Raw genomic sequence first — 14,376 nt, 5'->3', positions numbered from 1 at the left:
CTCGGATAGACACAATTACCTCTCGGAATAATCAGCATAAAACTATGAGTGATTTATGATGTAACTCTCAAAAATAAGCTTTAGGCTTAATATAAGGATATTCTTGGGGTGCGAGGTGCAAAATTTAATGCTGAATTTTGAGGGTGTTTTAGAATTTAAAAACGAAGTGGCGAAAAATAGCGGCAATATACGAAATATAAGATCGAAGATTCCAGTATCATGACAATAAAGTAGTCTTATAGACTTAATATCGCGCATCATGTTCTTATAAAAAGGAATACAGGGTATTTTCCCCAATATTGAAGGCCAGCCTGCGGTTGGTTAAAGATTTTTATGCTCTGTATTCACTTATAGAGATGCTTGTAGAGGTTTTTTCCTCTCGCCGCTTTCTCTGACGCTGCGTTCAAAGAATGTGTTCTACAGAAAGGATTATGAGGATCAATCACATGGCGATAAAGTTACAAAAACAAGAACCAGGGAAGTCAATTGACCAGGTTTCTCTTGGTAATGTGAGTACAACATTAACGGTTGCACCAGGCACCCGGTTATCCATTCAGGATGCTCATCATGACATTACCAATATGTATCGTAACGGTTCAACGTTGGTCATTAATACCACCGATGGCAACCAAATTAACGTGCAGAACTTTTTTGATACGCCTGAAAAAGGTCTCAGTTCATTAGTGGTAAGCGGCGGAATCTTTTCCGGAGAAGATCAGAAAATAGTTCTGGGTGATGCCGATCTGTATGCCGATGGCTCCGAAGTGGTTCCTCGTACGCCCGAAGAAATGAAGGCGTTGATCGCCAGTAAAGATTATTACCAGGAGCGTGCAGAAGAAGCCGGTGCCGGTAATGAAGATGATAAAGACAATAACGGCGGCTTTCTTGCACTCGGTATTTTAGGCGGCGTCGGTGCCGTGGGTTTAGCTGCCTGGGGAATTAGCAATCACAATAAAAAGGGCGGCAGCGACCATCATGATGACAAGCCGACGCCACCTGCGCCGGAACCCAAAATACTCACGGTCAATCCGACCAACGGCTCCAGCCTGAGCGGAACGACCGATACGCCAAACACCAAAGTCTACATCGAGATTGACGGCAAAACCCATGAAGTCATGTCGGACAATAAGGGCAACTGGAAGCTCGAGTTTGACACTAAGCTTCCTGATGGCACACCGGCACACGTTTGGGTGAACAACAGCGCCGGCGAGAAAGTGGCGGAAGTTAACATCGTTGTTGACGGTAAAGCGCCGGAGTTTGAGAGCATTGTGGTGCCGCCTGAAGACGGCAAAGAACTGTCTGGCGTCACCGAACCGGGCGCTAAGGTGACGGTCGATCTTGATGGTGACGGCAAGCGCGTTTACACCACCACTGCGGACGCCAAAGGCAACTGGAAAATTGAGTTTAAAGAAGGTGATAGCCTGGTGCCGGGCACCAGCACCATTAGCGCAGAAGATAACGTTGGCAACGTCAGCACCGCCACCGTTCCAAAAGGTGCCGATCCTTCTATTCTGGGCATCAGCCACGGTGACGGGCCAATCAATATGGACGGAACCAACGTCCACGAAGACGCGGTGCTGAACGGTCGCGGCCTCGCGGGTTCCACCGTCGAAGTCCTGTCCGATGGCAAAGTTATCGGCACCGCAAAAGTGGGCGCCGATGGCAAATGGCAGCTCAGCCTGGACGGCATTGATGCCGGCAGCCACAAGCTCAGCGTTCGCACCTCAAAAGTGGGCGATATCAATTTCCAGATCCCGGGTGACGATAAAGACGTCAACCTGGTGGCGGATACCGACCTGACCCGCCCAACGGAAAATAACGACGCCATCGACAGCCCTGTTGCCGTTACGCGCTCCATGCCTGGCGGCGGTTATCTGATTGCCTATGCCTCACAGGAGTCGCCGGGTTCGGAATTCTACGACATCAAGGTCAAGATTTATGGCCCTGACGGCAGCCTGGTGAAGGAAGTCACCGTGGGTCAGCAGGGGTCTGCCGACGGGTATTTCACCAGCGGTGACCAGGACCATCTGCGTAATTTTGACGTCGCGGTTGATCCGAAGGACGGCACTATCTCCGTGGTTTACGTGCAGGGTTATGAGAAAAACCATGACTCCTACACCGAAAACAATCTTGTTTATGAGCGCTTCGACTCCAACGGTGCTCCTCTGACCGATGGCCCACAGTTGCTGAACAAGTTTAACGATTATGGCGGCCTGGACGGCATTCTCAAAGGCGTACTGCCGGACGGATTAGCCAACGTTATCAGCGGGGTAGTGAAAACCTTTACCGATTTCGTTAACGCCTTTGATGGCCTGGCGGGTGTTGTTGGCATCGATCTGGAAAAACTGACTGACCTGTTCACCAACGGTATTGCCAACCGCATCATCGCTTCAATCATCAGCTCCGGACGCCTCGGTACCGAACTGGTGCAGATGGATGACGGCTCGCTGGTGGTGATGGGGACCATTAACAAAGAGCTGGGCAATCTGGAGCACTTCGTCGATCGCGTGGATATCGGCGGGTTCATCAAGGAGCTGCTGAGCGGGCTGGGCATTGAGATTGGCATCGTCAATGGCCTGATCGACGCCATCAGTGACATCGCCGACGGCGCATTAAACCTGATCACCGACTGGCTGACCGATGGCAAAAACCTGATGGAGCTTGGCTCCAGCCTGTACTCCCTGCGCCTGGTCCCTAATGAGAAAGGCGAGCTGGTTCCGGTCAGTAACCTGGAATCTCCGGAGGATATGAACCTGATAAGCTCCATTCTGGAAAAGAATGGCTACATTTCGGGCACGCATACCATCCTTGAAGGGGTTATCGACAGCATCACAGGCTCGCAAACGCGCGGCGATTCGCTGGGCCTGGACGGCGTGGCGATCGGCGACGGTAAATACGCGGTTATCTGGCAAACCGCCGGCACCAGCGAAGTTATCGACAACCTGCTGAAGGCGAAAATTTCGCTGGAGATGGCTATCGTCGACAGCAAAACCGGCAAAGTCGAGATGGCGCCGGTTGAAATTGACACGCCGGATGACAAGCATGCGGTCGCACCGAAGATCGTTCAGCTCGCCTCAGGAGAAGTGATTGTCACCTGGGTCCAGATGAACAAAGACGATGGCGGCGACGTCTGGATGCAGCGCTTCCGCTACGCTGGCGGCAAGCTGGTTGCGCAGAATGACGCTGAGCAGATCAACACTGGCGCTGAAGGCACCCAGGGTTTGTTGCCTGATACGCTGAAGGGCGCTTATGACGTGGTCGCACTGGAAAATGGTGGCTATGTGGTGAGCTGGCTGAGCACCGAAAAAGACGGTAGCCAGCAGATTATCACTCAGGTCTATGACGTTGCAGGTAACAAAACCTCTGAAGAAATTCACGTTAACACCAGCAACGAAGGCGGCATTCCATCGGTGACTGCGCTGGACGACGGTGGCTTTGTGATCAGCTGGAACACCAACACCGGAAACGGTGAAGACGGCGTCAGCGGCAATATCTACCACCAGGTCTATAACCAGGACGGCTCCCTGCGGGCCACGGGCGAAAGCGGCGATCACTCTTCCGATCTGATCACCGGCAACATGGGCCAGGATCTGACGGGCACTGAAAACGCCGATGTGATCGATGCCCGCAACGGCGCAGGTAAGATCGACTCGCACGGTGGTGATGATCGCATTCTGATCAGCGAAAAAGGATTCGAACACATTGATGGTGGCGACGGATTCAATACCCTGGTCTTCTCCGGTCAGGATAAAATGACCGTGGGTAGCGATCTGTTATCAAAAGTTGAGCATATCAACGAACTGCAGTTTGGCAAAAACGGTGGCGATCTTAATATCAATTATGAAGATCTCGTTAAATTAAACGACGAAAAAGAACTGTTTGTTTCCGGTGACGGAGACTCAGTGGTGCACATGAATAAAAATGAGTGGCACTCCACCGGAGTTATCGCCAGTAAAGGAGGTGCGCAATACGATCTGTACGTTTATCAGGAAGATCCTCAGGCTGAAATTTGGGTTCAGCATAATATTTCTGTCGTGTAACTGAATATATTCAAGTCTTTTATATTTTAGGGGAGTATTTGCTCCCCTGTTTTGTTTATCACACAGGTTAATAAAATGAGTCTCGATATTAATATTGCTTCGCTGGCGCAAGGCATAGTTTTAATCGCCAATGAGCATGGGATACACGCCACCGAAAATAGCCTTCGATTATACAGTGATTTACCCCCGGAAGAATTTATCCAGGAGAGCTGCGGCTATCTTGGGATGAACACCCGGGCGCTCTCCCTTACCCTTGACGACATCCCCTCCGTTCTTTTTCCCGCGATCGCCAGTACCAAAGCAGGCGGCATCGTGGTGATTTTCTCACTTGGCGAATCCACTGCCGAAGTCACGTTCTGCGATCGGCAAACCTTTCGCACCACGGTTAAAAAAGAACAATTAACAGAACTGCTTGGCGATAAGCTCTGGATAATGCGCCCAAGGAGTCGCGGCCAGGACTCGCGCATCGATGAATTTCTGCTGCCGCATCAGGAAAACTGGCTGACCGCGCTGATTAAAAAGGATCTCCGCTATTATGGCCTGATTGCTCTCGCGGCGCTGTTTGGCAATATTCTGGCGCTCTCCAGCGCGCTGTTTTCCATGCAGGTGTACGATCGCGTTATTCCGGCACAGTCTTTTCCAACGCTGTGGGTATTATTTAGCGGCGTCGTATTCGCGCTGCTGGCAGACATGGCGTTAAAAATGCTGCGCAGCAAACTGGCCGATGCGTTAGGAAAACGTATCGATATTCGACTGTCGTCATTCTTTTTTATGCGGGCGCTATCGATAAAGAATATCGCCCGACCTCAGTCAACGGGCGCATTTATGGCCCAGCTGCGCGAAATTGAACATATTCGTGAACTGTTAACCTCCACCAGCGTGGTGGCCTTAATCGATATTCCGTTCACTATCATGTTTATCGGTTTTATTGCGATGATCGGCGGCCCGCTGGCGTTCATTCCGCTCGCGGCGCTGCCGCTTATCGTCATTCCCGGCATGCTGGCGCAGTATCCCCTGGCAAAACTGTCCCGCGAAGGGCTGCGCGAAGGCGCAGTGCGCAATGCTCTGCTGGTTGAATCCGTTGAAGGGGTGGAGGACATCAAGCTGCTGCAGGCGGAAAACCGCTTCCTGCGACTGTGGGAGCGCTGCAATTCCGTTTCGTCACAGGTGATGCTCGAACAGCGCCATTGGGCGTCGATTATCATGAACTGGACTCAGTTTATCCAGCAGCTTGCCTATATCGGCATTATTGCGGCCGGCGTGTATCTGGTTATCGAAAACCACGCCACCACCGGTACGCTTATCGCCTGTTCGATCCTTTCCAGCCGCGCCGTGGCACCGCTGGGGCAGCTGGCGCAGATCCTGACCCGCTGGCAGCACGCGAAAAACGCCAAATCGGGGCTCGACGAACTGCTGAAAAAGCCCCTCGATCAAAAGAACTTCCAGCAGGCCCAGCACCTCCACCAGGTGCGTGGCGAGTACGAGTTTCGCAACGTTCGCTTTCGCTTCCATCCTGATGCGCCGCTGACGCTGGACATCGACAAACTGCACATTTCCCCCGGCGAACGTATCGCCATTCTCGGCCCCATCGGGGCGGGAAAATCTTCCCTGCTGCGCCTGATTTCCGGCATGTCGGACGTCAGCGAGGGGGAGCTGCTGCTGGACGGCGTGCTGCTGAAGGATATCGACGTCAACGATATCCGACGCAACCTCGCTTACCTGTCGCAAAACGCCACCCTGTTTCACGGCACCCTGCGCGACAACCTGGCCCTGAGCGGCCACAGCATTGACAACGAGCAGATCGCTAACGCTATCAATATTGCCGGCGCTGGCAGCGTGTTACAGCACGGCCAGGGGCTGGATCAGACGATCGCCGAAGGTGGTCGCGGACTCTCCGGCGGGCAGCAGCAGGCGATGCTGCTGGCGCGCACCATCCTCAAAGATAGCCGCATCGTGTTGCTCGATGAACCAACGGCCTCGATGGATACGGTGATGGAAAAGCAGGTCATCAGTGCGCTGGATAAATGGAGTAAAAACCGCACGTTGATCGTCGTCACCCACCGCCGGGCGCCACTCGAGATGGTGAACCGCATTCTGGTGGTGGCGAATGGCCGCATTGTAATGGATGGTCCACGCGACCAGGTGCTGAAACGCCTCCAGGGATAAGAGGGCAAACTTATGCAAACGCAGAATCAACTTCGTTATTTAACGCCGGAAGAGAAGCTGGTGAAGGTCACCACCCGGATCATTCTTACCATTGTCCTGCTGGTACTGGTGCTGGGCGTATGGGCAAAATTCGCGACCCTGGATGAGGTGGTCACAGGTCAGGGCACCGTGGTGACCTGGAGCCGCGGTCAGGTGATACAAAACCGCGACGGCGGCGTGATTAGTCAGCTGTACGTGCGTGAAGGGGATCGTGTCGCCAAAGGGCAGCTGCTGGCAATGCTGGATCAGACCCGCTTTCGGGCGAGCTACGACGAAATCGACGCACGTGTGCGTGCCCTGGCGGTGAGCGTGGCGCGCTTACAGGCCGAAGTAACCGACGTCACGGCGAAACCGGATTTCCTGAGTTCATTAAAAAAATACGCCTACTCGTTTGCGCCGCAGTCCACCCCGGAAAGCGATAAAACGCTGCTGGCAGACAATGAAGCACTGATCAAACACGAACTGGCGTTACTGACCGCGAGAAGACGCAGCTTTAACGAAAATATCAGCGGCCTGACCAGCAGTTTGCGTCTGGCAACTCAGGAAATGGCGATGACCAAGCCGTTGGTCAAGCGAGGCGCCGTCAGTCAGGTGGAAGAGCTAAGGCTTCAGCGAGAAGAGACCAATTTAAAAAATAAGATAATTGAAGCCCGCAACCACTATTTTGAGCAGGCTCGCGAGGAAATGGTGAAAAATAAAAATGAGCTGGACTCGCTTTATTATCAGCTGATGCAGCGTGAGGATCAGGTTGCCAGTACCAAAATACTTTCTCCTGTCGATGGCGTGGTTAAGGATGTGCGCATCACCACCGTGGGCGGCGTTCTGGAAGCGGGAGGGAAGTTAATGGAGGTGGTGCCCTCAAACGATCAGCTGTTAATCGAAATAAAAGTGAATCCGCGCGACATCGCTTTCATTCGGCCTGACCAAAAGGCGATCGTAAAAATAAGCGCCTACGATCCTTCTATATACGGAACGATGGATGCAGTTGTCGAACGGATATCCCCTGACACCCTCCAGGATGAAGTTAAGCGAGAACAATACTATTACCAGGTTTATGTCCGAACCATGCAGTCGTGGCTCCTGACTGCGGATAACGTGAAGCATGAAATCGTGCCCGGTATGCCCGCGATTGTTGATATTAAAACCGGCGAGAAGACCGTACTGGATTACATCCTTAAACCTTTAAATAAGGCTAAAGAAGCTCTCAGGGAAAGATGATGAATATAAAATCAAATCTCAGCATTCTTTTATTATTAATGCCCGCCTGTGGCCATGCCGTCACGCTACAGGAAGCCGTTTCCGCCGCGGTAATGCGCTCCCCTGGCCTGCATTCTGCTCGCGATAAAATGGCATCGGCAGAAAGCGGCGTCGGCGACGCGGCCAGCGCCTGGTTTCCTTCTGTTTCGGTAAACGGCGGTTCGCCGCTGTCGACCGGCGACAACGATCGCGATAACAGCTACTCGCTGGAAGTCAGGCAGCGCCTGTTTGATTTCGGTAAAGCGGGGGCGAGAATCGACCATGCCAAATCAAATCAGCAGGCCGAAGAGCACAGCGCCCAAAATGAGAAGGAAATCGTCGCCGCAAAGGTTGCCGAGGCATTCGTCTCGACGCTGAAATACCAAAAGATAATCGACAACACCAAAAACCATCTGCTGGCGCAGCAGGAGATCCTGAATTTGGCCACCATCAGGGCCAGCGGCGGCGTGGATAACCTGGGGGACGTTACTCAGGTACGCGTGCGCATCATGGCGCTGGAAGCAGAGCAAACCAACTATATCGCGCAGCTGAGCGCGGCGGAACGCGACTATTTTACCCTGACCGGCAACAAACCCGTGGGCCTGGAGGAGCCGGATACGAGGTTGTTTATTCAGCCAGATCCCGCAGCGCTGCGTGGCAAAATTGAGGAGTCTCCATCGGTTGTGGTGATGAGGGACAAGCAGGAAATGGCGCGTCATGAGTATGACTACACCAGCAAAGGCTGGCTGCCTGAACTCTCCCTGAGCGTGAGCTCCGGCCGTGACGGCTACAAAGACAAAAACGAAACCACCGTGATGCTCAACGTCACCAGCAACTTGTTCGACGGCGGCGGGCAAATCTATCGCACTCAGGGCGCGGCCTATCGTATGAGCAGCGCTCGTTGGGACGTTGAGCATCAGATTGAAGAGCTGACCACCCGAACTTCTCGTATGGTCCAGGAGGCGCTGAGCCAGCTGCGCCAGCAGAAAATTTACGCCGCTAAAGTGTTACAGGCCGATAAGGTACGCGAACTTTATCGTGAGCAGTACAAGGTCAACCGCCGTTCCGTGCTGGATATTCTGAACGCCGAACAGGACTACTTTCAGACGCTGAACGGGCAGGCCAGCAGTAAATATGACTATCTGGTGCAGATGGTCCGCATCTATTCCGAGCTGGGTATTCTGGAAACCAATCTTAACCGCAAAACCTTTACCCCCGTTCAGGGCGGCGTTATCTCCGTGACGCAAAGTCGTACCGATGCGCTGCCGGAGCAAAGCAAGGCGTCAATGCGCTTTGTCGAGGCGATTGAAAAACAGCAGGCCGTCCAGCAGGCTCCGGCAAAGCCGGCTGCGGTTCAGCCAACGCCGGTTATCTCCGCCTCTGAGCTTTCAGCACCCAAAAATTCGCAAACACAACCACATGAGATGGAAGCGAATGAATTAGTTGATCCTTTTATCCTGATGGGTCTTCGTTAATTCGCCAAGAAGAGGTTATTATTATGCAGCATCTTACTAAAAGCGTTTTGATTGTTGATAACAATCGTATTTCAAGCCACACAATCTACGATCTGTTGAAAAATGAAAGCGCGTTTAGCGTTCATTCTCCCGTTTACACAGCGAAGGATGCGCTCGCCGCGCTAAAAAGCCATGTTTTTGATCTTGTTATTATTGATAATAATTTGCATGACTTTAATATATTCATCCTGATACGTCTTGCTCGCAGGATTAACAGCAAAGCCAAATTTATTGTTATCGTAACGGATGATACGCCGTACGTGCTCAAAAATATTATCAATATGGGCATCGACGGCATTATTAACAAATTTGGCAAAATTGACACTATCCGCACCATCGCCAAACTGGTTATGTCCGGGTATAACTGCTTCCCTGGCACTGCCAGGGTCACCACGGAAACGAAGCTCACGGAACGCGAGCTGCAAATTCTTAATTACATATACAAGGGAATGTCGAATAAAGAGATTGGCGAGAAACTGTTTATCAGCCCGAAAACGGTCAGCGTCCATCGGCATAATATTTTGTCGAAAATGGGTGCCAAAAATACCTTTGACCTGATTCGTAGCAACACCAGCAACAGCCCCCACGAAGAGAGTTCATGACCTGACTCTCCGGTAGCCTATGAAAAACGGCATCACGCAGGCGAACCTTCGCCCTGTTGCGTGATGCCGTTTTTTTTACAACGAATAAATTTCCGGCTGGCGTGACTCGGGCATGGTGACTTCTCCGCAAAGCTCATATCCCTTCAGGTGCCAGTAATCGACGGGCGACCATGCGCAAAGATCTTCCACCGACGTGCAGTCAAATTCATTTTCATTAGCTTCGGCATTGGCCATAAAAACAATGCCAATCATGGCCACGCAGACCGCCGCCGGCAGCCAAAAAACAATAAACTCTTTTATCTCTCTGAACATTTTTTTTGATACTCCCTGTGATTGTTAAAAATAAGCGAGCGCCCGGACAGCGATTTGCTATTGCGAGGTGCGAGTTGTGACGACATTCAATGCATTAATAACAACTATAAATTCATCTCAGGAATCACGTTTTGCAATGAGTTGCATCCTGAAATATTCATTGATTTCCGAAGTTATCGTTGTGCTGTGGTGGGTAATAGAGAGAATGACGGCACTATGCGCCATTTAAAAAAAAGGGCTCCATCAATTTTATCAATAGAATCATTAATAACAAAGAGGAGCCAAGTCCACGCCAAACACAACCAATATTATATTATGATGAGAAATAATGTTGGGGATTTATTTCCAGGTTGTATTTCATTAAACGTTGAGTCTGAATAGCCAATCACTAACCAGGAATTTAACCTTTACTGCCAGTGCCGAAATTTTGTTTCCAGTTATTGAGGACGCTGGAGATTTCATCTTTACCAAACAGTACACCGCCTACACCTCCCCAGATCGTGCCGACAACTGCGCCAATAGGCGCGCCAACCAGCTGAGCGAAGACCCCAAGCAGGCTGTCAGACTTGGAAGCCGTACCGCCACCAATGGCCAGACCTGCCGCCAGTCCTTCACCGGCGCCATAGATAGCGCCCTCAAGCGAATCGGAAATGCCATGGGTCCAGCCGCCAGCGACGACCTCTATTTCAGTATTAGATAAATCACGCATAGTATAACTCCTTTATATTTTCCATTAACTCGCTCTTTGAGAGCAAATTAATGTTAGCAACATAATGTTTTTTAAACAACGCAGTGGCGGCTGTACAAGACATTACTTATAAGCCGCCGTTGATGTCTTATCGTTTATATCCTGTAGACGGTTGAATCCGCCCGTTAATATAAGTAAGGTTAACCGTGACTGATGCCATTGCGTTAATGTATTCACATTCTGGCTCACGGCATTCATCCACGATTGCTGGGTCGATAACACCTCCAGCATGCTGCCCATTCCGCTGCGATATCGTCCTCGCGCCAGTTTATGCGCCAACTGCGTATTCTTTAACACCTGCTCGCTTTTGAGGGCATTTTCTGTAGAAGCGCTCATTGAATGGAAATTAGACCAAATAGCGGAAGTGACCTCGAGCTGTTTATCGCGTAGGGCATTTTCACGCAGCTGAATATTATTTTGCGCATCAATTTGTTGGCTATATTGTTGAAGACGATTAAACAGCGGGATTTTCACCTGCAGACCCATCCACAGCTCATCATTACGGGTTGGGGCGGTCACAATTGCATCCCGTGAGTCTGTTCTTCCGTAGCTGCCCACGAAGGAGAGGGAGGGCAGCATAGACAGCCCGGCGGCATTTTTACCGTACTCGTCGGCATTTTTCTGGTGCTCAGCCGCTTTAACCGCCGGGTTGTTGAGCAACGCCTGATGAATGTAGTCGGTCACTGACGCCGCCAGCGCACCGTCCGGCATCGAAAGCCGTTTGTCCGCCAGGCTCATGGTAAGGTTTGCCGCCACGCCCATCACCGTCAACAGATCGCCCTTGGCCCGGGCAATATCCGATTCATACTGAATGCGGCTCATGGTTGCCTGACCGAGGGAGTTTTCCGCCTGAATCTTATCCGTGAGTGGCACAATTCCTGCGCGATGCCGCGCGGTAGCATCCTGCATCACTTCGCTGGCGATACGTTCCTGCTCGTAGGCCATCTCCACCAGCGTTTGCAGATAGACCAGCGCGTAATACTTCTGCGCAACATCAAGCGTTACCTGCTGAAATTCAACGCTGTTCAACGCCCTGGCGGCCGCCAGCGATTCTTCCGCGCGGAAATATTCATTCTCTCGCTTGCCGAAATCAAACAGCAGCCAGTCGACGTTCACTGCCAGGTCCGTTACTTTCGGCTTATATCGCTGGCGAAGCTCATAGGATTCGTAGCCGTATACCGATTTCTGATCGCCACGTCTTTGCGTGGCGGTGGCGTTTATTTCAGGGAGCCAGGCCCCGATGCGACGAAGCTCTTCCGTTTCGCTGAATTTTGTTTGCAGCCAGGCGGCTCGCAGGCGAGGGCTGTTGCACAGCGCAATGTTGATGGCGCCGCCGAGCGTCAGATGAGTCAACCCCGGCGCGCCTGTCGGGCAGGTAACCTGAGGACTCAGACGTTCCGGTTGGGCAACGGGCGCTGCGGCAGTGGCCGGAGCGTTTTTCGCCGCAGGCTCCGCGGTCTGCCAGTAGTGGTTATTCATTATCTCATCGACAATATTGGCCGCGCTGGCGGGGAACGAGGCCGCAATCAGCATGCTCAGGTAACCCGATTTGATTATCGTTTTCATGCTTCCTCCTTCACGCCCTGCAACAGCTGATGGGGCGTCAGCACCTGGGCTATCTCTCCCTCCTTCATGACCAAAATACGCTGGGCCATTGCCAGCGTGTGCGGGCGGTGGGCGATGACGATACGCGTCAGGTTTAGCGCGGCCAGCATCTGGTTCACCTGCTGTTCCGTAACAAGATCGAGATGGCTGGTGGCTTCGTCGAGCAGCAAGACCTGGGGCTTTTTGTACAGCGCGCGGGCCAGCAAAATACGCTGTTTCTGCCCGCCGGAAAGGGTGGTGCCCATATCGCCAACCAGAGTATTAAACTGCATCGGCATTGCCTGAATATCGTGGTAAATCGCCGCCATTTGGGCACATTTGACGGCAAACTCTTCATCCGGCTGACTGGCGAAAAAGGTGATGTTGTCCAGAATGGTCCCGGAGAGCAGCACATCATCCTGAAGCACTGTGGCAATCTGATTTTTGATTTGGGCGGGTTCCCAGGCGTGGCCGTCCTGGTCGATATAGACGACGCTCCCCTCGGCGGTGCTATGGTTGCCACACAGCAGCTCCAGCAGCGTGCTTTTTCCGCAGCCGGAGGTGCCGGTAATCGCCACAAAATCCCCGGCCTGAACTTCGAAGCTGAGGTTTTGCAGGATTTTGGGTTCGAGTTCGCTGTAGCGCCAGGAGACATTTTCCACCCGCAAAGCGAAGCGGCGATCGCTCTGAGGGTCGACAAGCTGCGGCAGCAATTTTTCGCGCTCGGTCAAAACGATATCGGCCAGACGCTCGGTCTGGATGCGCAGCATCTTCAGTTCGAAAAATTTATCGATAAGATTGCTTATCCTGCTGCTGAACTGAGATTTGAATGAGCTGAATGCCATAAACGCACCGACCGTCAGCTGGCCTTCAATCACCAGTCCGGCACCAAGACCAATCACGATAATGCTCTCCAGCCCTGACAAAAAAGAGATACTTTGCCGGTAGATAAGCTGCAACTTTTGCACCCGCACGCCCGCGTTGACCTGGTTAACCATGTAGCTTATCCAGCCCGCCGCTCTTTCGCTCTGCTGCTGAAACAGACGAATGGTTTTGATGCCGCGAATGGATTCAATAAAATGGCTCTGCTGTTTTGCGCCGTGGATAATTTGCTCTTCCGCGGCATTGCGCAGCGGCGTGAAGTACAGGGCGCGCAAAATGGAGTAAATCAGGATTGAGGCAATGGCAATGAGGGTGAGCTTCACGCTGTAAATGAACATCACCGTAAGGGTAAAAATTGTCACCGCGCCGTCCAGCAGGGCGACGAAAAAGGCGCTGGTCAAGGTTGCCTGAATGGCATCTACTGCGCCAAAGCGCGACACCACATCCCCCAGATGACGCCGTGAAAAATAGCTGGCGGGAATGTGCATCAGATGGTTAAAAACGTTGCTTCGCCACTGCACGCTCAGGGAAGTCGTGATAAACAGCATGCTCCAGTCGCGGGCAATAGAAATGAGGTGGCGGGTTATCATGACTATCGTAAACCCGGCAAGGAGCAGCGACAGAAGATTATAGTCGGCGGCAGGTATAACCTGGTCGATCGTCCATTGGGTCAGAAAAGGCATCAGCAGGCTGAAAACCTCCAGCAGCAATCCCATCAGCAGCACCAGCATCAGGCTGGTTTTGATGCCGCTTACCGGGCCGATGACCTGGCGCAGCGAGATTTTCTCCTGCGGCACGTGAGGGTTGAAATGCTCATTTGGCCACAGTTCTACCGCCACGCCGGTGAAGGATTTATTCACCTCCTTCATCGGGATCTTGCGCGCGCCAAGCTCCGGGTCATGAATAACCAGGTGGTTTTTTTTTACCGCTTTCAGAACCACAAAATGCTTAAAATCCCAGTGCAGCATGCACGGCAGCCTGAGCTGATTCAGCTCATCAGTTTCCAGCCGGAGCGTACGCGTGGTCAAATGAAGCTGCTGGGCTATGGACAGCAGCATAGAAAGTTTGGCGCCGCGCTGGGAAATGGGAAACTGGTTGCGCAGCGTGAGCAACTCCTGACGGTTGCCGTAGTAGCTGGCGATCATCGCGATGCAGGCGAGACCGCACTCCGACACTTCTCCCTGAAAGATCATCGGCAGCGTCTTTCGATTCAGGCCGAAGTTAATTCGCTTGGTTAATGGCATAGATCCTGC

Annotated in this window: 9 protein-coding genes; 5 read left to right on the top strand and 4 right to left on the bottom strand. The window is 52.2% G+C overall.

All coding sequences use genetic code 11. The features are described from left to right. Positions 1-509: 509 nt before the first annotated feature. From CRO87_RS06565 to CRO87_RS22875, 5 genes are all read left to right on the top strand, one after another. The gene (locus CRO87_RS06565) at positions 510-4,040 is read left to right on the top strand and encodes an Ig-like domain-containing protein (RefSeq protein ID WP_176504267.1); all 3,531 of its coding nucleotides are present in this window, start codon (positions 510-512) and stop codon (positions 4,038-4,040) included. 75 nt (positions 4,041-4,115) lie between these two features. Then, the gene (locus CRO87_RS06560; protein WP_097162130.1) at positions 4,116-6,206 is read left to right on the top strand and encodes a type I secretion system permease/ATPase; all 2,091 of its coding nucleotides are present in this window, start codon (positions 4,116-4,118) and stop codon (positions 6,204-6,206) included. Positions 6,207-6,218: 12 nt separating this feature from the next. Beyond that, a complete protein-coding gene (locus CRO87_RS06555; RefSeq protein WP_097162129.1) occupies positions 6,219-7,463 on the top strand; it encodes an HlyD family efflux transporter periplasmic adaptor subunit in 1,245 nt (414 codons plus the stop codon). Then, complete coding sequence (locus tag CRO87_RS06550; protein ID WP_097162128.1) at positions 7,460-8,956, top strand: TolC family protein; 1,497 nt, start codon at positions 7,460-7,462, stop codon at positions 8,954-8,956. The genes CRO87_RS06555 and CRO87_RS06550 overlap by 4 nt, the downstream gene beginning before the upstream one ends. A gap of 23 nt (positions 8,957-8,979) precedes the next feature. Further along, positions 8,980-9,597 carry a response regulator transcription factor gene (locus tag CRO87_RS22875; protein ID WP_097162127.1) on the top strand — a complete coding sequence of 206 codons (618 nt, stop codon included), beginning with the start codon at positions 8,980-8,982 and terminating at the stop codon, positions 9,595-9,597. 75 nt (positions 9,598-9,672) lie between these two features. On the opposite strand, the gene CRO87_RS06540 is transcribed toward CRO87_RS22875, so the two are convergent. The 4 genes from CRO87_RS06540 to CRO87_RS06525 form a co-directional block, all read right to left on the bottom strand. Further along, positions 9,673-9,909, bottom strand: coding sequence for a hypothetical protein (locus CRO87_RS06540; RefSeq protein WP_097162126.1), 237 nt, complete (start codon positions 9,907-9,909; stop codon positions 9,673-9,675). Between the two features lie 400 nt (positions 9,910-10,309). Beyond that, a complete protein-coding gene (locus tag CRO87_RS06535) occupies positions 10,310-10,618 on the bottom strand; it encodes a hypothetical protein (protein WP_097162125.1) in 309 nt (102 codons plus the stop codon). 102 nt (positions 10,619-10,720) lie between these two features. Then, positions 10,721-12,223 carry a TolC family protein gene (locus CRO87_RS06530; RefSeq protein WP_097162124.1) on the bottom strand — a complete coding sequence of 501 codons (1,503 nt, stop codon included), beginning with the start codon at positions 12,221-12,223 and terminating at the stop codon, positions 10,721-10,723. Then, positions 12,220-14,367 (bottom strand): peptidase domain-containing ABC transporter, encoded by a 2,148-nt coding sequence (locus CRO87_RS06525; RefSeq protein WP_097162123.1) that lies wholly within the window; start codon positions 14,365-14,367, stop codon positions 12,220-12,222. Before CRO87_RS06525 ends, CRO87_RS06530 begins: the two co-directional genes overlap by 4 nt. Between the last annotated feature and the right edge of the window lie 9 nt (positions 14,368-14,376).

It is taken from the genome of Enterobacter sp. CC120223-11 (genome assembly GCF_900215375.1).
Lineage (GTDB): Bacteria > Pseudomonadota > Gammaproteobacteria > Enterobacterales > Enterobacteriaceae > Scandinavium.
Note: the sequence above shows the minus strand (reverse complement) of the source record. Positions and strands in the feature narration are given on the sequence as shown.

Bases quoted from the DNA above. Each gene is read 5' to 3' on its own strand.
- CRO87_RS06560 (WP_097162130.1), top strand. From the start codon at position 4,116: ATGAGTCTCGATATTAATATTGCTTCGCTGGCGCAAGGCATAGTTTTA.
- CRO87_RS06555 (WP_097162129.1), top strand. From the start codon at position 6,219: ATGCAAACGCAGAATCAACTTCGTTATTTAACGCCGGAAGAGAAGCTG.
- CRO87_RS06550 (WP_097162128.1), top strand. From the start codon at position 7,460: ATGATGAATATAAAATCAAATCTCAGCATTCTTTTATTATTAATGCCC.
- CRO87_RS22875 (WP_097162127.1), top strand. From the start codon at position 8,980: ATGCAGCATCTTACTAAAAGCGTTTTGATTGTTGATAACAATCGTATT.
- CRO87_RS06540 (WP_097162126.1), bottom strand. From the start codon at position 9,909: ATGTTCAGAGAGATAAAAGAGTTTATTGTTTTTTGGCTGCCGGCGGCG.
- CRO87_RS06535 (WP_097162125.1), bottom strand. From the start codon at position 10,618: ATGCGTGATTTATCTAATACTGAAATAGAGGTCGTCGCTGGCGGCTGG.
- CRO87_RS06530 (WP_097162124.1), bottom strand. From the start codon at position 12,223: ATGAAAACGATAATCAAATCGGGTTACCTGAGCATGCTGATTGCGGCC.
- CRO87_RS06525 (WP_097162123.1), bottom strand. From the start codon at position 14,367: ATGCCATTAACCAAGCGAATTAACTTCGGCCTGAATCGAAAGACGCTG.